This window comes from Nostocoides australiense Ben110, from assembly GCF_001050535.1.
In the GTDB taxonomy this organism is placed as follows: domain Bacteria; phylum Actinomycetota; class Actinomycetes; order Actinomycetales; family Dermatophilaceae; genus Nostocoides_A; species Nostocoides_A australiense.
The window spans coordinates 751,201-771,778 of sequence record NZ_HG764815.1; the positions used below are offsets into that span (position 1 = coordinate 751,201).

Below are 20,578 nucleotides of genomic sequence, written 5' to 3' on the forward strand. Positions count from 1 at the left end.
CCCGCCGGTCGCGGCGCGCGAGAGCGGTTGCCAGTTCGTCGCGGAGGGCGGCCGCCCGGGCGCGCCGACCGGCGGCATCCTCAGCAGGCGGCAGCGGATCGTATTGCGCCACAGCGGATCTCGTGCCGAGGGCGGAGGGGAAGAAGACGTCGAAGAGGTCGTCGAAGAGCCGGCGTTCGCTGCTGCGACGCAGCAACGCGGAGGCGAACCCGGCCCGCAGGCGCTCCCGGTCGTCATACCCCAGCACCTGCGCGGCTGCGGCGGCGTCGACGAGATCGGAGGTTCCGGTCGAGATGCCGTGCGCGCGCAACGCCCGCCCGAACGCGACCAGTCGCGCGGTCGGCGCATCGGCGGGGGGCGCGGCCATACTGCCCTCACAACTCCAGGGCGTGGCTAGCCCGCTCGATGTCGTCCTGATGCTTGAGGAGGACACCGAGGTTGTCGCGGACATGCTCCGGCGTCATGTCGTCGGTGCCGAGGGCGATCAGGGTGCGGGCCCAGTCGACGGTCTCGGCGACCGACGGCGACTTGCGCAGCTTGAGCATGCGAAGCCGATTGACAAGGCGGACAACGGATTCGGCGAGGTCGGCGGAGAGGTCCGGCACGTGCTGGCGCACGATGCGCTGCTCGAGTTCGGCGTCGGGATAGTCGATGTGCAGGAAGAGGCAGCGGCGGCGCAGAGCCTCGGAGAGCTCGCGGGTCGCATTGGAGGTCAGGACGACGAAGGGCGGCCGCTCGGCGCGGATCGTGCCCAGCTCGGGCACGGTCACCTGGAAGTCGCCGAGCACCTCCAGCAGCAGGCCCTCGATCTCCTGGTCGGCCTTGTCGAGTTCGTCGACGAGCAGGACTGTCTCGCTCCGGGCGCGCACGGCCTTGAGCAGGGGCCGGGGCAGGAGGAACTCCTCGGTGAAGATGTCGGTGCGCAACTCATCCCAGGCCTGACCCTGTTCGGCGGTGATCCGCAGCAGCTGCTTGGCGTGGTTCCACTCGTAGAGCGCGCGGGCTTCATCGACGCCCTCGTAGCACTGGAGCCGGATCAGTTCTCCCGCAACGGCTTCGGTGACCGCCTTGGCAAGTTCGGTCTTTCCCACCCCCGCCGGACCCTCGACGAGCAGGGGCTTGCCGAGCCGGTCGGCGAGGAAGACGGTCGTGGCAATGGCGTCGGAGGCGATGTAACCGACACCCGTGAGGCGGGCGGCGACATCATCGACAGAGGCGAAGCGTGGCTCAGGCACGCTCCCAGTCTGTCACCGGCCTCGCGGGCGCAACGACGCCAGTCAGTAGAGTTCCCGGCTGGTGGCCCAGTCGCGGGGCCCGAGGGAGCCGGCCGCGTAGGTCTCCATGGGAATCGTGCTGTCGGAGAAGGCTTTCAGGACCGGCTCGACGATGCGCCGGCATTCCTCGGCCGAGTCCCCGCGCAGCGTGAGCAGTTGGGAGCCGTCGAGGATCTGGCCGAGGACCTCGCCGTAGGCCTGCATCCGCGGCGGGGCCAGGGTGGCTTCGAGAGCCTTCTGTTCCAGGTCGAGGGGGTCGCCTTCGGCGTTCATGGTCATGATCAATGAGACGGTGCCCGGCTTCAGGCCGATGACGAGCATGTCCGACCCGGACGGCCCGGCGAACCCGTGCGGTATGTGCGCCACGTCCCGGAAGTGACCACGATCTCCTTGCGCATCCGGCCCAGGGCCTTACCGCTGCGCAGGATGAACGGCACGCCCGACCACCGGTTGTTGGCAACCTCGATGGTCATCTCCGCGAGAGTCTCGGTCCAGCCGCTTGGGGTCGACGCCCGGCTCCTTGATGTAGTCAGGGATCTTGCGCCCCCCGATAGAGCCCTTGGTGTAGCGCGCCCGCCGGGCAGCTGTTTGCGGCTCGCCGCCCCAGAGCCGCATGGCGCGCATGACCTGGGCCTTCTGGTCCTGCAACTCCTGGGCGTCCAGCGTCGCGATCGACTCCAGGGCGAAGATCGCGAGCACCTGGATGAGGTGCTTTGGATCATGTCCCGCAAGGCGCCGGCGGTGTCGTAGTAGCCGGCCTTGATGTATGCCGAGTCCTTGCTCGCCGCGCGGGTGACCGTCTGCAGGGCCTGGACCGTGGCGAAGGAGTCCTTGATGCGGGCCTTCCATTCGGCAGGGGTCATCTCGACCCGGTCCGATCCGACGATGCGCAACGTCCGGTCCCGCTCGGCCATGAGCAAGGTGGCGATACCGGGCAGCAGCAGCCGATGGGTCAGATCACCGCCCGCGCCGAGGATGAGCAACGTGGTCGCCGGTTTCGTCGGCGTGGCCATGGTGTCGATCGTTGCACGAACAAGGCACCCGGGGACCTTCCCGGCTCCTCCGAGTGGGTTGTGCGGTTACAGTGCAAACGGCCCGATCGCCGGGTCGATGGCGATCCGAGGAGTGCGAATGGCCGACGGCATGGGTGCGATCCCGATCGAGGGGGGCACTGCCTTCCGCGTGTGGGCGCCGCACGCGGACACCGTGTCCGTGGTGGGGTCCTTCAACGACTGGGACCCGGCGGTCAACCCGCTCAGCGCCGAGGGCAACGGTCATTGGTACGGGGAGGTGCCGGGTGCTCACGCGGGCCACGAATACAAGTTCCAGATCCGCAACGGGCAGAACGAGCTCCTGCGGATCGACCCGTATGCCCGGCAGGTCACCAGCTCTGTCGGCAATGGCGTGATCTACGACCACGGCGCTTTCGATTGGCAGGGCGACGACTTTCGCCTCCCCTCCCACGACGATCTCGTGATCTACGAGATGCACATCGGATCGTTCTATCGTCCCGACGACAGCCACGTCGGCACCCTCGAGTTGGCGATGGAACGCTTCGACCATCTCGACGCCCTCGGGGTCGACCTGATCCAGTTGATGCCCGTCGCCGAGTTCGCCGGCGACTTCTCGTGGGGCTACAACCCGGCGCACATCTTCGCCGTGGAGTCCGCCTACGGCGGCCCCGACGCGTTCAAGACCTTTGTGCGAGAAGCGCATCGGCGTGGAATAGGTGTCGTCCTGGACGTGGTCTACAACCACTTCGGCCCGAGCGACCTCGACCTGTGGCAGTTCGACGGGTGGAGCGAGAACGACAAGGGCGGCATCTACTTCTACAACGACGATCGGTCACAGACCCCGTGGGGCGACAGCCGGCCGGATTACGGCCGCGAGGAGGTGCGGCGCTTCATCCACGACAACGCGATGGCCTGGCTGCGGGACTACCGTCTCGACGGGCTGCGTTTCGACATGACTCCGTTCATCAGCTCCGTGAACGGCGGTGAGGTCGACCTGCCGGACGGGTGGAGTCTGATGCGCTGGATCAACACGACTGTGCGCGAACAGTTTCCGGATTGCATCACGATCGCCGAAGATATGCACGACGACCCGAGCATCACGCGGACCGAAGAACCCGGAGCGGGCTTCCACGCGCAATGGGATCCGGCGTTCGTCCACCCCGTGCGGGAGGCCGTCACGGCCGACTGGGACGGGGACCGGTCGCTGGAGTCCGTGTGGGGATCGATCACGTCGAGTTTCAACGACGACGCCTTCCAGCGGGTCATCTTCACCGAGTCCCACGACGAAGTCGCCAACGGCCGGGCCAGAGTGCCGGAGGAGATCGACGAGAACGATCCGACCGGATGGAACGCCCGGAAGCGGTCCACGCTCGGTGCGGCGCTCGTCTTCACGGCGCCCGGAATCCCGATGCTGTTCCAGGGCCAGGAGTTTCTCGAGGGCGGCTGGTTCCGCGACGATGTGCCACTGGACTGGGATCAGAGCAAGGAGTTCGTCGGCATCAGCCGCTTGTATCGCGATCTGATCCGCCTGCGGCGCAACGGCGACGGGCAGTCCCGCGGGCTGAGGGGACGCGGCGTGGGTCTGCTCGTCGGTGACGAGACCGCCAAGGTGCTGGCCTTCCACCGCTGGGCGGACGGCGGCCCGGGCGACGACGTCGTCGTCGCCGTGAACCTGTCGGCGCACCCGGCCGTCGGCCTCGCGGTGCCCTTCCCGCGGCCGGGCGGGTGGAGTCTGCGGCTGAGCAGTGACGCCCAGGTCTACTGCAGCGACTTCGGCGACGGCGGGATCGGTGCGCTGGAGGTCGGCGGCGACGGCGTCGCGCACGTGGATCTTCCGGCCTATTCGGTGCTCATCTACAGCCAGGACCAGGCAGGCTGACCGCATGGGGGACGCCGCGCAGCACTACGACCTCGTCGTCCTGGGCGCGGGGTCCGGGCGCGTGGTGCTCGGGCCGGATCTTGCGCACCTGCGGGCCGCTGTCGTCGATCACGGACCGTATGGCGGCACCTGCCTCAACAGGGGCTGCATACCCAGCAAGATGTTCTTGCACGTCGCGCGGGCCGCGGCCGGCGTGCCCGATCTCGCCCGGCTCGGAGTCGACGCCCGAGTCGAGAGGGTGCGCTGGGACGACATCCGGGACCGGGTTTTCGGCCGGATCGATCCGAATGCCGCTGCCGGCCCCGCCGAGGTGCGCTCGGCCGGCGTTGATGCGTATGTCGGCACGGCCCGCTTCGTCGCGCCCGGTCGCCTCGTCATCGAGGAGGGGTATGGTGTCACGGAGGTCACGGCCGAGCGGGTCGTCCTGGCCACCGGCGCTCGGCCCGTCGTCCCGGACGTCGTGGCGAACAGCGGCGTGCCCTTCGTGACGTCGGACGACGTGATGCGGCTCCCGGCCCTGCCGGAGCGTCTCCTCGTCATCGGCGGGGGAGTCATCGGCGTCGAGATGGCAACTCTCTTCTGCGGCATGGGAGTCCGGGTCACGGTCGTCGACTCCGTCGAGGCCCTGGTCCCCACGTTGGGGGCGGACATCGCGCGCCGGTTCACGGACATGGCCCGCACCCGGTGGGCCCTCCATCTCGGCGCCGAGGTGACGGCGGTGGAGCAGGGACGCGACGGCATCCACCTGCGCCTCGACGACGGGACGGCGTTGACCGGTGACGCCCTGCTGGTCGCCACCGGCCGTCGGCCGAACAGCGACGGCTTCGGGCTCGAAACGATCGGGGTCGACATCGATCCGGACTCGGGCCGGGTGCTCGTCGACGACTTCGGGCGCACGAGCGCGGACGGCGTGTGGGCCCTGGGCGACGTCTGCACCGAACGTCAGCTGAAGCACCTGGCGAACGACCAGGCACGCACGCTACGTCACAACCTGCTTACGCCCGACGATCTGAAACCCTTCCGCACCAAGGCAATTCCCTCGGCGATCTTCTCTCAGCCCGAGCTCGCCCAGGTGGGCTACCTGCTCGAGGAGGCCCAGAAGGAGGGTCACGACGCGGTGGCGTACACACAGCGGCTGAGCGACACGGCATACGGCTGGGCCCTGGAGGACACGACATCGGTGTGCACCGTCGTCGCGGAGCGGAGCACCGGCGTCGTGTTGGGCGCCCAACTCATGGCGCCCAACGCATCATCGCTGATCCAACCGCTGACCGACGCCTGCGCGCGGGGACTGCCGGCGCGCGAGATCGCGACGACACAGATGTGGATCCACCCGGCCGCGACGGAACTGATCGAGAACGCTCTGCTCGGTGTTGCGGATGCGGCAGAAGGAGATTCGAGCCATGGTGACCTATGACGTCAACCCGGCCGGGGTGAAGAAGTGCAAGGAACTCATCGCGAAGAAGCGCTATGTCCTCGACTCCGAATGGGGCGACGCCGCACCCGACGCAGACGCTGAGAACGCCTTTCTCGACAAGCACTCATGGGACGACTACAGCGGGTGGCACCTCGGCCTGACCGAAGGGCCCGGCGACGAGACCAAGGCCCGCTACGCGTTCGGCTTCGGCGACTTCACCAAGGTGCATCGCTCCGCCCTGATCGCCTGCGTGTATCGCGCGGCGCAATGGCGGCACAAGAAGGTCGAACTCGCCGCCCACCAGCTGCTCCAGGAGTTCGACAAGGCAGCCGGGATCGAGTAACCGCCCATCACCCTGTTGGCGAGGTCCGCTGCGTGGGCTTGAGGGCGCCGAGGTCGGCCCGGCATCGGGATTCGAAGGTGTCGAGCTCGTCGAGAGCGGCATCCAGGTCGCGACGGCGGGCTTCCAGGTCGGCGCGACGCTCGTCGATCTGCCCCAGGGCGTACTCGAGTTGACTGCGCTTGCCGCGCGGGGCGTCATACAGGTCGATGATCGTGCGGATCTCCTCGAGCGGGAAGCCGAGCCGCTTGCCGCGCAGGATGAGATTGAGCCGCGTGCGATCCCGGCGGTGGTAGACCCGCTGCGTGCCGCGGCGTTCGGGGGAGATCAGGCCGAGGTCCTCGTAGTGACGCACCGCGCGATGGGTGATCGCGAACTCGTCGGCGATCTGCGCGATCGTCCACGTGTCACCCGGTGTCGCCTCGCTTGCCATGACCCGATATCCTGCTTTACGTTTACGTCAACGTCAAGCACGCGACCCGGGGAGCCCCTGCATGTTCGAGTTGAGCCAGCACCACGAGGATTTCCGCGCCATGGTGCGCGATTTCGCGGAGCGCGAGGTCGCACCGTATGTCGCGCAATGGGATCGCGAGCACCACTTCCCGACCGATCTGGTCCCCAAGATGGGGGAGCTCGGTCTGTTCGGACTGGTCGTGCCGGAGGAGTTCGGGGGGAGCGCCGACCCGGAGTCGGGGCCGTTCACCGCGTTGTGCGTCGCCATCGAGGAACTCGGCCGCGTCGACCAGTCGATCGGCATCACGCTCTCGGCTGGGGTGGGCCTGGGCATCAACCCGATCCTGACGTATGGCAGTGCGGCCCAGAAGGAGCGCTTCCTGCCGGATCTCGTGGCGGGCCGGGCGCTGGCGGCCTTCGGCCTGACCGAGCCGGACGCAGGTTCTGACGCCGGGGCCTCCCGCACCCGCGCCACCCTCGACGGCGAAGAGTGGGTGGTCAACGGCGCCAAGGCGTTCATCACCAACTCCGGCACCGACATCACCTCCGTCGTCACGGTGACGGCCCGCACGGGCGACACCAAGGACGGCAGGCCGGAGATCTCGGCCATCATGATCCCCTCCGGCACACCGGGATTCGAGGTGGCACCGGCATACGACAAGCTCGGCTGGAATATCTCCGACACCCACGGGCTCAACTTCACCAATGCCCGCGTGCCGCAGGAGAACCTCCTCGGTGAGCGCGGCTCCGGGTTCAAGCAGTTCCTCAAGACGCTCGACGACGGGCGGATCGCCATCAGCGCCCTGGCCCTCGGTCTGATCACGCGAATGCGGGAAGAGGCAACGGCCTACGCCAACACCCGCATCGCCTTCGGGCGGCCGATCGGTGCCAACCAGGGCGTCTCCTTCCAGATCGCCGACCTGGCGATGATGGAGGAGGCCGGACGGCTGCTGACCTACAAGGCGGCGCACCTGAAAGACGAGCAGGAGCAGGGCCGGCGCTCGGTTGCCGAGGTCAAGCAGGCGGCGGCGATCGCCAAGCTCTACACCTCCGAGGCCGCGGTGACCGCCACCCGCATCGCGACGCAGATCTTCGGCGGCAACGGGTTCATGGAGGAATACCCCGTCGCGCGGTTCTATCGCGATGCCAAGATCCTCGAGATCGGTGAGGGGACCTCGGAGGTCCAGCGCATGGTCATCGCGCGCAACCTAGGCTTGCCCTCGTGAGCACCGACGCCACGCCCGACCTGGGCGTCGATCCCAACGCCGACCCCAAGGTCGCGGACGTCCGCGCCCGGCTGCACGCGGCATACGACGCCTCGGCGACGCCGCCCCCCGCTGCGGCGGACAAGCTGGCCAAGCAGAACAAGCTGTATGTCCGGGACCGCATCGCCCTGCTGGTCGACGAGGGCAGCTTCGTCGAGGACGGGCGCTACGCCAATGCGCTCGCCAAGGGTCTGCCGGCCGACGGTGTCGTGACCGGGCGCGGGCTCGTGGAGGGCCGGCCGGTCGTCGTCATCGCCAACGACCCGACGGTCAAGGCCGGTTCGTGGGGCTCGCGGACGGTCGAGAAGATCGTGCGCGCCACGGAGATGGCGCTGCGCGAAGAATTGCCGGTCTTCTGGTTCGTCGACAGCGCGGGGGCGCGCATCACCGACCAGGTCGAGATGTTCCCGGGGCGCCGCGGCGCCGGCCGCATCTTCCACAACCAGGTGGCCCTCTCGGGCAAGGTCCCGCAGATCTGCTGCCTCTTCGGCCCCAGTGCTGCCGGGGGTGCCTACATCCCGAGCTTCACCGACCTGATCATCATGGTCGAGGGCAATGCCTCGATGTATCTCGGCAGCCCGCGTATGGCGGAAATGGTTGTGGGGGAGAAGGTTTCACTTGAGGAGATGGGCGGTGCGCGGATGCACTGCACCGTCTCCGGTGTCGGTGACCTGCTCGCGCACGACGACACCGAGGCCATCGAAATGGCGCGCCACTACTTCTCGTATGTGCCGCAGAACTGGCACACCCCGGCGCCCAGCTACCACCCGGAGCGGCCGGTCGAGCCGCTCACGCGGCATACCGTCCCCGAACGCGAATCGGTGCCCTTCGACATCCACGACGTCATCGACGGGCTCGTCGACGAGGAGTCCTTCTTCGAGATCAAGCCGCTGTTCGCGCCCGAACTGGTCGTCGGATTCGGCCGGATCGAGGGCGAGACGGTGGGCATCGTCGCCAACAACTCCGCGGTCAAGGGCGGGGTGCTCTTCACCGACAGCGCCGACAAGGCCACGCGCTTCATCTGGATGTGCGATGCCTACTCGATCCCGCTGATCTATCTCGCCGACGTGCCGGGCTTCATGATCGGCTCGGAGGTCGAGCGCGGAGGCATCATCCGGCACGGCGCCAAGATGGTCTCGGCCGTGTCCTCCGCCACCGTCCCGCAGTTCTGCGTCGTCGTCCGCAAGGCCTACGGCGCAGGCCTGTATGCGATGGGTGGCCCCGGCTTCGGGCCCGACGCGACCATTGCGCTGCCCACCGCGCGGATCGCGGTCATGGGCCCGGAGGCGGCCGTGAATGCGGTCTATGCGAACAAGATCGCGGAGATCGCCGATCCGGCCGAGCGGGAGGCCTATGTCGCCGAGCGCCGCCGGGAGTACGAGGAGGACGTAGACCTCGAGCGCCTCGCCGCCGACCTCGTCCTCGACCAGGTCGTCGAGCCCGAGGACCTGCGAGCCGAACTCGCCCACCGGCTCGCGTATGCCGCCCATCGGGACCGGCACTTCGCCACCAAGCGCCGCGACATCCCGCCCGTCTGAGCGGCGCACCGCCCGCAGCTGTGCCGCGAGGGAACTGTGCCGCGAGGGACCTGTGCCGCGAGGGACCTGTGCCGCGAGGGACCGGGGCGTTAGGGCTGCCTATCCTGTGCTGACCGGCCGTTTTGACTAGGGTCGTAGGCAGTGGGGCCGCCAGGGGCAGTTTCCCCGGCAGCGGCGGCCGGATGGAGGCAGCAATGGCCGAGCAGGAACGCGATCTCACTCCGTTATCGCCCCTGGGCACCGGGCGCAAACGCTCCGGCCCGGTGCGCGCGCAGCGGCCCGTCTATGTCGATCTGCTCCCGCCCTGCAACGCCGGCTGCCCCGCCGGTGAGAACATCCAGGCCTGGCTGGCGCTCGCCAAGGCCGGCGACACCCATGGCGCCTGGCATCAGCTCACCCAGGACAACCCCTTCCCCGCCATCCACGGCCGGGTTTGCTATCACCCGTGCGAAACCGTGTGCAACCGCGGGCTCATGGACGGCTCGGTGTCCATCCACGCCGTCGAGCGGCATCTCGGTGACACGGCGATCGCGGAGGGCTGGTCGTATGCCGAGCCACGCATGTCCACGGGCAAGCACGTCCTCGTCGTCGGCGCGGGACCGTCGGGCCTGTCCGCGGCATACCACTTGACCCGGCTGGGGCACCGAGTCACGGTGCGGGACAACAGCCAACTGCCCGGCGGGATGATGCGCTACGGCATCCCGGCATACCGCCTGCCGCGCGACGTCATCGACGCCGAGATCGACCGGCTGCGGCGCTACGGGGTCGCCTTCGAGCAGAACCACACCGTCACCGATCTCCAGGAGGAGATGACGGGCTTCGACGCCGCGTTCGTCGCCGTCGGCGCGCACCTGTCCAAGCGCGTCGACATCCCCAACGGAGACGCGAGCCGGGTGCTCGACGCCGTCTCGTTCCTGCGCGATGTCGAGGAGGGCGGGCGCAGCGCGATCACCGGACGCGTGGCGGTGTATGGCGGTGGCAACACGGCCATGGACGCCGCTCGCGTCGCCCGGCGCCTTGGCGCCGACGACACGATCATCGTCTATCGCCGCACTCGCGAGCAGATGCCGGCGCACGAAGAGGAAGCGGCCGACGCGGAGGAGGAGGGCATCCGCATCAACTGGTTGCGGACCATCTCCGAGATGGGGGAGGACGACCTGACCGTCGAGATCCAGGAACTGGACGAGAACGGCCGGCCGCAACCCACCGGGCGATTCGAGAAGCTCGAGGCCGACACCGTCATCCTCGCCCTGGGCCAGGAGAGCGACACCGGCTTCCTGAAGAACATCGCAGGCCTGACCTTCGACGGCGACGTGGTGCAGGTCGACCCGGTCACCTTGATGACCGGGGCGCCGGGCATCTTCGCCGGCGGTGACGCCGTGCCGAGCGAGCGCACCGTCACCGTTGGTGTGGGGCACGGCAAGAAGGCCGCCAACGCCATCGACGCCTATCTCGGGGGTGGCAAATTCCTTCCGGCACACAAGCATCCGGTTGCCGACATGGACAAGCTGCACTTGTGGTACTTCGGTGACCACGGCCGGCGGCAGCAGGGCGAGCTCGATCCCTCGGCCCGGGCGGAGGTGTTCACCGAAGTGGTGGCCGGGCTCACCTCCGAGGAGGCCCGGTACGAGGCGGGCCGCTGCCTGTCGTGCGGCAACTGCTTCGAATGCGACGGCTGCCTGGGCTCGTGCCCCGATGACGCGATCATCAAGCTGGGCAAGGGCCACCGCTACCGCTTTGACTATTCCAAGTGCACCGGCTGCGGCACGTGCTTCCGCCAGTGCCCGGTCCACGCCATCGAGATGATCGGCGAGCACGATCGCCTGCCGGGGAACGTCTTCCTCGCACCGGGCCAGGAGGCATAAATGGCAACCGCTGACCGCGTCACCATCGACGGTAACGAGGCCACCGTCAACGTCGCCTATCGGTTGAGCGAGCTGTGCGCGATCTACCCGATCACGCCAAGCTCGACGATGGCCGAACTCGCCGACGACTGGGCGGCCAAGAAACGCACCAACATCTTCGGCACGATCCCGACCGTCATCGAGATGCAGAGCGAGGGCGGCGCCGCCGGGGCACTGCACGGGTCGCTGCAGGGTGGGGCACTGGGGACGACCTTCACGGCGTCGCAGGGCCTGCTGTTGATGATCCCGAACATGTACAAGATCGCCGGTGAGCTCACGTCGGCGGTGATCCATGTGGCGGCGCGATCCCTTGCGGCCCAAGGGCTCTCGATCTTCGGTGACCATCAGGACGTCATGGCCGTGCGGCAAACCGGCTTTGCGCTGCTGTCGTCCGGGTCCGTCCAGGAGGCGCATGATCTCGCGCTCGTCGCGCACGCGGCGACCCTGCGCACGCGGGTGCCGTTCGTCCACTTCTTCGACGGTTTCCGCACCTCCCACGAACTGAACACGATCGACCTGCTCGACGATGAGGTGCTCAAGGCGCTCATCCCCGAGTCGCTCGTGCACGAGCACCGCATGCGTTCGCTGTCGCCGGAGCGGCCGTTCGTCCGGGGCACCGCCCAGAATCCCGACGTCTACTTCCAGGCGCGCGAGACCGTCAACCCCTTCTATGCCCGCACTCCGGGCATCGTCCAGGAGTGCATGGATCTGCTTGCCGAGCAGGTCGGCCGTGCCTATCACCTCGTCGAGTACGCCGGTGACCCCGAGGCCGAGCGGGTCGTCGTGGTGATGGGCTCCGGGGGAGAGACGGTCGAGGAGACCGTCAACCACCTCAACGCCAGCGGCGAGAAGGTCGGCGTCATCCGGGTCCGTCTCTATCGGCCCTTCCCGGTCGCTGAACTGGTTGCCGCCCTACCCCGCACCGCCAAGGTCGTCGGGGTGCTCGACCGGACCAAGGAGCCCGGCAGCAACGGCGAACCGCTCTATCTCGACGCCGTCGCCGCTCTGTCGGGCGCTTTCGCCGACGGCACGTTGGAGTCGATGCCACGCATCGTCGGCGGCCGGTATGGGTTGTCCAGCAAGGAATTCACGCCGGCGATGGTCGCGGGGGTGTATGCCGCGCTGGCCCAGGAGCGTCCGCCGACGGGCTTCACCATCGGTATCCACGACGACGTGGGCGGCACCTCACTCGACTACGATCCGGCGTTCGACATCGAGGACGACCAGACCCTGCGCGCGGTCTTCTTCGGCCTCGGCTCCGACGGCACGGTGGGAGCGAACAAGAACACCATCAAGATCCTCGGCGAGGACCCCAACCGCTTCGCCCAGGCCTACTTCGTCTACGACTCCAAGAAGTCCGGCGGCAGCACGATCTCGCATCTGCGCTTCGGGCCGCACCCGATCAAGGCGCCCTATCTGGTCAACACGGCCGGCTTCGTCGGGTGTCACCACTTCGGGCTGATCGACAAGCTCGACGTGCTCGGGCTGGCCCGTCCCGGCGGTGTCCTGCTGCTCGATGCGCCGATGGCGGCCGGCGAGGTCTGGGACGCCCTGTCACGGCAGGCGCAGGAGCAGATCGTCGCCAAGGACCTGCAGGTCTACGCCATCGACGCCGGCACCGTCGCCCGCAACGCCGGGCTGCCCGGACGCACCAACACCGTGCTGCAGACCTGCTTCTTCGCCATCTCCGGCGTGCTGCCCCGGGACGAGGCGATCGAGGAGATCAAGAAGTCGATCCGCAAGTCGTATGGCCGGCGCGGCCAGGAAGTGGTGCGCCGCAACGAAGCCGCTGTCGACGCCGCGCTGGAGCACCTGCACCGCATCGAGGTGCCCGACGAGGCGAGTTCGCAGCGCAACCCGCGCCCGATCGTCGCCGACGACGCACCGGAGTTCGTCAAGTCGGTCACCGCGGCCATGATGGGCGGGCGCGGCGACGCCCTGCCCGTCAGCGCGATGCCTGTCGACGGCACCTATCCGAGCGGCACGACCAAATACGAGAAGCGGCGTATCTCCGACCTTGTCGCCGAGTGGGACCCCAAGGGGTGCATCCAGTGCGGCAACTGCGCATTCGTGTGCCCGCACAGCGTGATTCGCTCGAAGTTCTATCCGGCGGTCGCCCTGGACGCGGCGCCTGCGAGTTTCGAGTCCGCACCGCTCAATGCGGCGGGCCTGCCCGAGAGCCGCTACACGCTGCAGGTCTACGCGGAGGACTGCACCGGGTGCGGGCTGTGCGTCGAGGCGTGCCCGGTCACGCCGATACCCGGCTCGAGCCGCAAGGCGATCAACCTCACCGACGTGACCGACTCTCTCGATCAGCGGATCGAGAATGTCGGCTTCTTCGAGACAATCCCGCACAACGAGCGCGCTCGCGTCGACTTCGGCACGGTCCGCGGCGCGCAGTTCCTCGAACCGCTCTTCGAGTTCTCCGGCGCCTGCAACGGCTGCGGTGAGACGCCATACCTGAAGCTGCTCAGCCAACTCTTCGGCGACCGGCTCACCGTCGCCAACGCCACCGGTTGTTCCTCCATCTACGGCGGCAACCTGCCGACGACCCCCTGGGCCCGCAACGCCCAGGGGCGCGGGCCGGCGTGGTCCAACAGCCTGTTCGAGGACAACGCTGAGTTCGGGCTCGGCCTGCAGATGGCGAGCGACCTGCATACGCAGCTTGCGCAACAGCGCTTGAGCGCCATGCGCGAGGAGATCGGCGCCGCACTGGTCGACGAGATCCTCACGGCGCCGCAGATCCGGGAGTCCGAGCTCGCCGCGCAGCGCGCGCGGGTCGACGAGATGCTCCGGCGGCTGGAGGGCGTCGAGGGCCCCATGGCCGAGGACCTGCGCAGCGTCGCCGACCACCTGGTCCGGCGCAGCGTGTGGATCGTCGGCGGCGACGGGTGGGCCTACGACATCGGGTCCGGCGGCCTGGACCACGTCCTCGCCAGCGGCCGCAATGTCAACATCCTCGTCATGGACACCGAGGTCTACTCCAATACCGGCGGCCAGTCCTCTAAGGCGACTCCCATTGCGGCCGTAGCGAAATTCGCCTCAGCCGGCAAGACGATCGCGAAGAAGGACCTCGCGCTGCAGGCCGTCGCCTATGGCAGCGTCTATGTCGCCCGGGTGGCCTTCGGCGCCGACCCGCAGCAGACGCTGCGCGCGTTCCGCGAGGCCGAGGCCTACGACGGCACGTCGATCGTCATCGCCTACAGCCACTGCATCGCGCATGGCATCGAGATGAGCAAGGGGTTGGAGCAGCAGAAGCGGGCGGTCAACTCCGCGCACTGGCCGTTGATGCGATACGACCCGAAGGTCCGTGAGCGCGGGCAGAACCCGTTCTTCCTCGACAGCCCGCGCCCGACGATCCCGCTCTCGGATTACATCTACAAGGAGCTGCGCTACCGGATGCTCAAGGCGTCGGCACCTGAGGAGGCCGAGCGGCTCCTGGAGATGGCGCAGCAGGCCGTCGATCAGCGCTGGGCGACCTACGAGGAGATGGCGACCCGCGAGGCCGCCCAGTTCCTCCCCGACTCGCGGAAGAAGGACTGATGGATCTGCACACGTCCTACCTCGGACTGCCGTTGCGCAGCCCCCTGCTCGCTTCCGCCTCGCCGCTGTCACAGACGGCGGACGGGGTTCGCGAGCTGGCCGACGCAGGCGTGGGGGCAGTGGTGCTGTATTCGCTCTTCGAGGAGCAGATCCGGCTGCAGGAGTTGCGCGACTTCGAGGTCAGCGCGATGCACGAGGACTCCTTCGGGGAGGCGACGTCCTATTTCCCCGAGGTGGAACTCGGGACGGACGGCGCGACGCCCTATTTGAAGCACCTCGAGAATTGCGTTGCGGCCGTGGACATTCCGGTCATCGCGAGCCTCAACGGGTCGAGCCTCGACGGCTGGTCCGATATGGCCAAGCGGATGGAGTCGGCCGGCGCGGCGGCCATCGAGGTCAATCCCTATGCCGTGCCGGGCAATCTCGACGTCTCCAGTTCAGGCATCGAGGAGCGCCACGTCGAGATCGTCCAGACGGTGAAGGCGGCGGTCGGCGTGCCGGTGGCGATGAAGCTGTCGCCGTTCTTCTCCGCCACGGGGGCGATGTGCCGGCAGCTGGACGAGGCGGGCGTCGACGGGCTGGTGCTGTTCAACCGCTTCCTGCAGCCCGATATCGACATCGAGACCCTCGAAGTCCATCCGGCGGTGTCGCTGTCGGCGCCGAACGAGGCCGGCCTCGCGCGCACGTGGGTCGCCATCCTGCGTGGTCGCGTGCAGGCGTCGCTGGCGGCGACCACCGGTGTCGAGACGGGTGCCGACGTCGCGAAGTACCTCCTCGCCGGCGCGGACGTCGTCATGACGGCCTCAGCCTTGCTGCGGCACGGACCGGGTTATGCCGCAGTGCTTCTCGCCGAACTGGCCGCGTGGATGGAGCGCAAACAGTACGCCACGGTCGACGCCTTCCGCGGCCTGCTCGCCGTCGGGACCGGTGTCGACGCGTCCGGCTACGAGCGCGCCGGCTATGTCGCCGCCCTCACTCACGCCAAGGAGACCTACGGCGACTTCCTCATCCGGGACTGACACCACCGGAGAGCCCCAACTCAGGCAGAGGTTAGTGAAATCAGCACACCTCCCTAGGTGTGCTGATTTGACTGACCTCTGTTAGCAGAGGTTCCTTGGGGGGCCAGGTCGTACCAGGCAATGCCTAGCTCTCCCAACAGGTCTCGCAGGAGGGGGAGGGAGAGGCCGACGACATTGTGGTGGTCGCCCTCGATGCCGGTGACGAAGGCGCCGCCGAGGCCGTCGACGGTGAAGGCCCCGGCGACCCGCAGCGGCTCGCCGGTGGCGACGTAGGCGGCGATCTCGGCGTCGGTCAGGTCGGCGAAGTGCACGCGGGTCGAGGCGGTGGCGCCGACGAGCCCGCCGGAGCCGTCGTCACGGTCGTCGATCAGCCAGTGTCCGGTATGCAGTGTCCCCGCCTTCCCGCGCATCCGCCGCCACCGGGCGGTGGCCTCCGCGGCGTCGGCGGGCTTGCCGTGCACCTCGCCGTCGAGCTCGAGCATCGAGTCGCAGCCCAGGACAAGGGCGTCGCGCCCGCTCGCCACGTCCTCGGCCTTCGCGCGCGCGAGCCCCATGACCAGGTCCTCGGGCGCGAGGTCACCGAAGCGGGACCGCAGGTCGGCGATGAGCGCGTCCTCGTCGACCGCGCTGGGCAGGACACTCGCCTCGATCCCGACCTGGCGCAACAGGTTCCGCCGTGCGGGCGAGGCGGACGCGAGGATGAGGCGAGTGGTCGGCATACGAGAAATCTATGCCGAGCGCCATCCGTCCCCGGACAACCGGGGCAACCGACGCGCCAACTGCGACCGTGGTCGGATGTGCGAGGGGTCTGCGCCCCATATTGTCGAGTGCGTGAGTTCCGCGCCCGATCCCTCCGCGACGGCGCCCCGACGCTGGTGGCGCGCCGCTCGGGCGTTCCCGCGCGACCACCCGTGGGCGTGGGATCTCCTGACGGCCGCGCTCTTCTGGCTGATCCTGGCCTTCTTCGTGCTTCTGAGCCTGCTGACCGGGCCGCGGGAGGGCAACGAGTCGCTCGTCCCGGTCCTGGTGGTCTCGTCCCTGCACACCGCCGGCGTGGCCCTGCGGCGTCGCCGGCCGGTGACGGCGTTCTGGTTGGTCGTAGCCGGATGCGTGGTCCAGCTCGTCGCGTCGGACAACATCTTCCCGACCGACGCGGCGGTCCTCGTCGTCGCGTACGCACTGACGCGCTATTCGGACGATGTGCGGGTGCGCCGGGTGGGTCTGGCCGTATGTGCGGTGTCCGGCTTCCTCGCGGTGGTGGACTGGAACACCTTCGAACCTGGTGGTTTCACCGCGACGGCCACCGGCGGCGCATTCCTGTCCGCCTTCGTCATCACCTTCTGGATCTGGGGTGATCTGAACCGCAAACGCCAGGACCTGGTCGCCGGGCTCGAACAGCAGAACCTCGCGCTGCGCCGGGACCGCGACCAGCGGGCCGCCCTCGCGACGCAGGCCGAGCGCGCGCGGATCGCCCGGGAGATGCACGACATCGTCGCGCACAGCCTCTCCGTCGTCGTCGTGCAGTCCGATGGTGCTGCGTATGCCGCCGAGCACGCGTCCTCATGGGACCGCGACCAGGCGGCGCACGCCTTGAAAACCATTGGGGAGACGGCGCGTTCGGCGCTCGCCGAGACCCGGCGACTGGTCGGAGTCCTGCGTCAGGAGGGGGATGCCGAGGACTACGCGCCGACGAGTTCGCTCGCGCAGTTGGACGAGTTGATCGACGGGACGCGACAGGCCGGGTTGACGGTCGAGCTCGACGAACGCGGCGACCGCCGCGCGTTGCCCCGCGAGGGCGACCTGGCGGCATACCGCATCGTTCAGGAGTCCCTGACGAACGTCCTGCGTCACGCCGGGCCCGGGGCGGCCGCGCGCGTGACGGTCGACTACGGTGAGCCGGTGCGGATAGAGGTGCGCGACAACGGTTCCGGCACGGGCTCCGGCGACGGACAGGGCAACGGCCTGATCGGGATGCGGGAGCGCATCCACCAGGTGGGCGGGAGCTTCGTCGCCGGCCCCGCGCCGGGTGGTGGCTGGCGGGTGCAGGCGCTCATTCCGACGGGAACGACAGGGGAGCAGTGATGAGCGAGTCCGTGCCGCAGCCGGGCCAGAGCCCGATCCGGGTCTTCCTCGTCGACGACCAGGAACTCGTCCGTGCCGGTTTCCGTATGGTGCTCGACGCCCAGGACGATATGACGGTCGTCGGCGAGGCGGGAGACGGTCAGGCGGCCCTCGACCAGCTGGCTTCCGTCCCGGCGGACGTCGTCCTCATGGACATCCGGATGCCGCGGATGGACGGCGTTGCTGCCACGAAGGCGTTGTGCGGCAAGGGAAGCGGCGCCACGCGCGTGGTCGTCCTGACGACATTCGACCTCGACGAATACGCCTTCGCGGCGCTCAAGGCCGGTGCCGCCGGCTTCCTGCTCAAGGACGCCGGCCCGGCTGATCTGCTGGCCGCGATCCGGGCCGTCCACCGGGGGGACTCGGTCATCGCCCCCTCGACGACACGCCGGCTGCTCGACCACTTCGCCGGCGCGTTGCCGGACTCGCCCGGGGCGCCCGCCGCGGCGGATCGCTCCCGCCTGGCGCCCCTGACGGCCCGCGAGGTCGAGGTGCTCACGGCCGTCGGGCGGGGGCTGACGAATGCCGAGATCGCCGCCACGCTCTTCATGGCCGAGGCGACGGTGAAGACCCACATCGGCCGGGTCCTGCACAAGCTCGATCTGCGGGATCGGGTCCAGATGGTGCTGCTCGCCTACGAGACGGGGCTCGTCGGGGTGCGACCGCGGTCGTAGTCCCGCGGTCGCAGCCGCGCTGCCCAGGTCCAGACCGCGGTCCGATGCGGCGAACCCGGTTGTGGCGGAATCGTTGTGGGCATGACGACAACAACCGTCCGCCACCCGGATGCGCCCGCCACAACCGCCGCCGTCCGCGCCCGGCAGCTGACCAAGATCTACGGCAGCGGGTCCGCCGCCGTGCCCGCGCTGCATGGTGTCACCACCTCCTTCGCCCGCGCGGAGTTCACCGCGATCATGGGGCCCTCCGGTTCGGGGAAGTCCACGCTCATGCACTGCCTGGCCGGACTGGACGCACCGACCGATGGCCAGGTGTGGCTCGGGGAGACCGAAATCAGCGCGCTCGGCGACGACGCCCTCACCCGGCTGCGCCGCGAGCGCGTCGGGTTCGTCTTCCAGGCGTTCAACCTGGTCCCGACCATGACCGCGGCCCAGAACATCTCGCTGCCGCTGCGGCTGGCCGGCAAGCGGCCGGACCAGGGCTGGCTCGGGCAGGTGGTGGAGACGCTGGGCCTCGCGGACCGACTCGCGCACCGGCCGAGCGAACTCTCCGGTGGGCAGCAGCAGCGGGTCGCTGTCGCCCGCGCCCTGCTGACGCGTCCCGACGTGCTCTTCGCCGACGAGCCGACCGGCGCCCTCGACTCGCGCACCTCGGCGGAGATGCTGCACTTCCTGCGGGCCTCCGTGCAGGACCTCGGCCAGACGATCGTCATGGTGACTCACGACCCCGGCGCCGCGGCATACGCCGACCGCGTCGTGCTGCTGGCGGATGGTGTCGTCGCGGGCGAGATCGTCTCGCCCACAGCGGATTCGGTGCTCGACGCGTTGCGCGGTCTGGGGGCCTGACGCGATGTTGGACGTCGCCCTCGCGTCACTGCGCACCCAGGCTCGCCGGTTCATCGCCCCCGGGCTCGCGATCCTGCTCGGAGTGGCTTTCCTGACCACCAGCCTGGTGCTGGGAACGACGGCCGTCAAAGGCTTGTCCGACTCCATCGCCGGCGCGGGCGCAGGCTTTTCCGCCGTGATCTCCCCACCGTCACGGGAGGTCGGGATCATGCCCGCGTCGACCCTCGCCAAGGTCGAAGCGGTCCCTGGAGTCCAGGACGTCCACGAGGTCCGCTTCGCCGCGGTTCGCCCGTCGGGCGACTCCAGCCGCGTGGTCTTCCTCACGACGCCTCCGGCCGCGGGGTCCCGCTCCCACCTCGTGGCGGGCCGCCTGCCGGCGTCGGACTCAGAGGTGGCCATCACCAGCACGACCCGGGACAGCAAGAACCTCCGCATCGGAGATCACGTGGACTACGCCGGCGCCGACGGGCCACACCGCTTCACCGTCGTGGGCGTCATCGACACCGCCGGCGACTTCGTCTTCTCCGGTGGTGGGACCTACGCGTTCACCACGAGCGCGGCGGTCGCCGCCGTCAGCGGGGAGGACGACTTCGCCGAACTCGACGTGACCGCAACCGCCGGGACGGACCCCAAAACCCTTGTCGCGGCGCTGAACACGGCGCTGGGCGACACGGCGACGGCCCGCACTGGGGCGGACCACGCGGCATACCTGCGGGCGCAGGTGACCGGCGGCACCGACGTGCTGCGGCTGCTGCTCCTGGGCTTCGCCGGCATCGCCCTCTTCGTCTCCGCACTGGTCATCGCCAACACCTTTGCGATCCTGGCCGCCCGCCGCACCCGGGAGACCGCCTTGTTGCGATGCGTCGGCGCCACGCGCCGACAACTCCTGCGCGCGATGTCGCTCGAGGCTCTCGTCGTCGGCTTCGCGGCCTCGCTCGCGGGCGTAGCGACGGGGGCGGCGCTGGCCTGGGTGGGTATGCGGACACTGGCCGCCTTCGACAGCACGGAAGCGCTCGCCGGGTCCGGCCTGGTGGTTCGCCCTCTGGACCTGCTCGGGCCGCTGCTCGTCGGCACCGGCGTCACGGTGCTTGCGAGCCTGGCGCCGCTGCGCCGCGCCACCCAGGTGACGCCGTTGGCGGCGCTGCGCCCCGACCTCGGGGCGCCGGCTAGGGCACGCACCAGCGGCTCGCGTCTCGGCATCGGCGTGACCGCCGCCCTCGCGGGAGCGGGGCTGCTGGCCTTCGGCGGCGCCAGGCACCAACTCCTCGCCGGGCTGATCGGCGGGGGGGGGG

At 69.1% G+C, this 20,578-nt stretch carries 18 protein-coding genes and 2 pseudogenes; 12 read left to right on the forward strand and 8 right to left on the reverse strand.

The window, feature by feature from the left end; all coding sequences use genetic code 11:
* The 6 genes and pseudogenes from BN11_RS23375 to BN11_RS25805 form a co-directional block, all read right to left on the reverse strand.
* Positions 1–367: pseudogene (locus BN11_RS23375) on the reverse strand (VWA domain-containing protein); the annotation flags it as partial.
* A gap of 7 nt (positions 368–374) precedes the next feature.
* Complete coding sequence (locus BN11_RS03565) at positions 375–1,235, reverse strand: AAA family ATPase (RefSeq protein ID WP_048694571.1); 861 nt, start codon at positions 1,233–1,235, stop codon at positions 375–377.
* A 42-nt stretch (positions 1,236–1,277) separates the two neighbouring features.
* Complete coding sequence (locus tag BN11_RS25790) at positions 1,278–1,640, reverse strand: hypothetical protein (protein ID WP_048694573.1); 363 nt, start codon at positions 1,638–1,640, stop codon at positions 1,278–1,280.
* Positions 1,577–1,747 (reverse strand): hypothetical protein, encoded by a 171-nt coding sequence (locus BN11_RS25795; RefSeq protein ID WP_327152894.1) that lies wholly within the window; start codon positions 1,745–1,747, stop codon positions 1,577–1,579. Before BN11_RS25795 ends, BN11_RS25790 begins: the two co-directional genes overlap by 64 nt.
* On the reverse strand, positions 1,686–1,973 hold the full coding sequence (locus BN11_RS25800; protein WP_048694576.1) for a hypothetical protein: 288 nt from the start codon (positions 1,971–1,973) through the stop codon (positions 1,686–1,688). Before BN11_RS25800 ends, BN11_RS25795 begins: the two co-directional genes overlap by 62 nt.
* 113 nt (positions 1,974–2,086) lie before the next feature.
* A pseudogene (locus BN11_RS25805) lies at positions 2,087–2,287 on the reverse strand (glucose-6-phosphate dehydrogenase); the annotation flags it as partial.
* Positions 2,288–2,405: 118 nt separating this feature from the next.
* On the opposite strand from BN11_RS25805, the gene BN11_RS03580 reads away from it, so the two are divergent.
* From BN11_RS03580 to BN11_RS03590, 3 genes are read left to right on the forward strand one after another with little or no spacing between them, the layout of a single operon-like run.
* Complete coding sequence (locus BN11_RS03580; RefSeq protein WP_235435345.1) at positions 2,406–4,166, forward strand: alpha-amylase family glycosyl hydrolase; 1,761 nt, start codon at positions 2,406–2,408, stop codon at positions 4,164–4,166.
* Positions 4,167–4,170: 4 nt separating this feature from the next.
* On the forward strand, positions 4,171–5,583 hold the full coding sequence (locus tag BN11_RS03585) for a mycothione reductase (RefSeq protein WP_048694580.1): 1,413 nt from the start codon (positions 4,171–4,173) through the stop codon (positions 5,581–5,583).
* The gene (locus BN11_RS03590) at positions 5,570–5,926 is read left to right on the forward strand and encodes a hypothetical protein (protein ID WP_048700720.1); all 357 of its coding nucleotides are present in this window, start codon (positions 5,570–5,572) and stop codon (positions 5,924–5,926) included. Before BN11_RS03585 ends, BN11_RS03590 begins: the two co-directional genes overlap by 14 nt.
* A 7-nt stretch (positions 5,927–5,933) precedes the next feature.
* On the opposite strand, the gene BN11_RS03595 is transcribed toward BN11_RS03590, so the two are convergent.
* The gene (locus BN11_RS03595; protein WP_048694583.1) at positions 5,934–6,356 is read right to left on the reverse strand and encodes a MerR family transcriptional regulator; all 423 of its coding nucleotides are present in this window, start codon (positions 6,354–6,356) and stop codon (positions 5,934–5,936) included.
* 61 nt (positions 6,357–6,417) lie between these two features.
* Between BN11_RS03595 and BN11_RS03600 the strand changes: the two genes are divergently transcribed.
* The 5 genes from BN11_RS03600 (at position 6,418) to BN11_RS03620 (ending at position 15,645) form a co-directional block, all read left to right on the forward strand.
* On the forward strand, positions 6,418–7,602 hold the full coding sequence (locus BN11_RS03600; protein WP_048694586.1) for an acyl-CoA dehydrogenase family protein: 1,185 nt from the start codon (positions 6,418–6,420) through the stop codon (positions 7,600–7,602).
* Positions 7,599–9,179 (forward strand): acyl-CoA carboxylase subunit beta, encoded by a 1,581-nt coding sequence (locus BN11_RS03605; RefSeq protein ID WP_048694590.1) that lies wholly within the window; start codon positions 7,599–7,601, stop codon positions 9,177–9,179. Before BN11_RS03600 ends, BN11_RS03605 begins: the two co-directional genes overlap by 4 nt.
* Positions 9,180–9,373: 194 nt before the next feature.
* Positions 9,374–11,044, forward strand: a complete 1,671-nt coding sequence (locus tag BN11_RS03610; protein WP_048694593.1) for an NAD(P)-binding protein — start codon at positions 9,374–9,376, stop codon at positions 11,042–11,044.
* Positions 11,045–14,626, forward strand: coding sequence for a pyruvate:ferredoxin (flavodoxin) oxidoreductase (gene nifJ, locus BN11_RS03615; RefSeq protein ID WP_048694597.1), 3,582 nt, complete (start codon positions 11,045–11,047; stop codon positions 14,624–14,626). It abuts the gene before it with no gap.
* Positions 14,626–15,645, forward strand: a complete 1,020-nt coding sequence (locus BN11_RS03620; protein ID WP_048694600.1) for a dihydroorotate dehydrogenase-like protein — start codon at positions 14,626–14,628, stop codon at positions 15,643–15,645. Before nifJ ends, BN11_RS03620 begins: the two co-directional genes overlap by 1 nt.
* Positions 15,646–15,698: 53 nt before the next feature.
* Here BN11_RS03620 and BN11_RS03625 read toward each other — a convergent pair whose 3' ends face one another.
* Positions 15,699–16,364, reverse strand: coding sequence for a Maf family protein (locus tag BN11_RS03625; protein WP_048694604.1), 666 nt, complete (start codon positions 16,362–16,364; stop codon positions 15,699–15,701).
* A 112-nt stretch (positions 16,365–16,476) separates the two neighbouring features.
* Between BN11_RS03625 and BN11_RS03630 the strand changes: the two genes are divergently transcribed.
* The 4 genes from BN11_RS03630 to BN11_RS03645 all read left to right on the forward strand — a co-directional run.
* Entirely contained in the window at positions 16,477–17,727 is a 1,251-nt protein-coding gene (locus BN11_RS03630) for a sensor histidine kinase (protein ID WP_162213151.1), read from the forward strand.
* Positions 17,727–18,440: a response regulator transcription factor gene (locus tag BN11_RS03635; RefSeq protein ID WP_048694610.1), complete on the forward strand. Its 714-nt coding sequence runs from the start codon at positions 17,727–17,729 to the stop codon at positions 18,438–18,440. The genes BN11_RS03630 and BN11_RS03635 overlap by 1 nt, the downstream gene beginning before the upstream one ends.
* 81 nt (positions 18,441–18,521) lie before the next feature.
* Positions 18,522–19,286 (forward strand): ABC transporter ATP-binding protein, encoded by a 765-nt coding sequence (locus tag BN11_RS03640; RefSeq protein WP_048694613.1) that lies wholly within the window; start codon positions 18,522–18,524, stop codon positions 19,284–19,286.
* 4 nt (positions 19,287–19,290) lie between these two features.
* Positions 19,291–20,578: ABC transporter permease (locus BN11_RS03645; protein ID WP_048694616.1), on the forward strand; the 1,288-nt coding region annotated here is incomplete at its 3' end.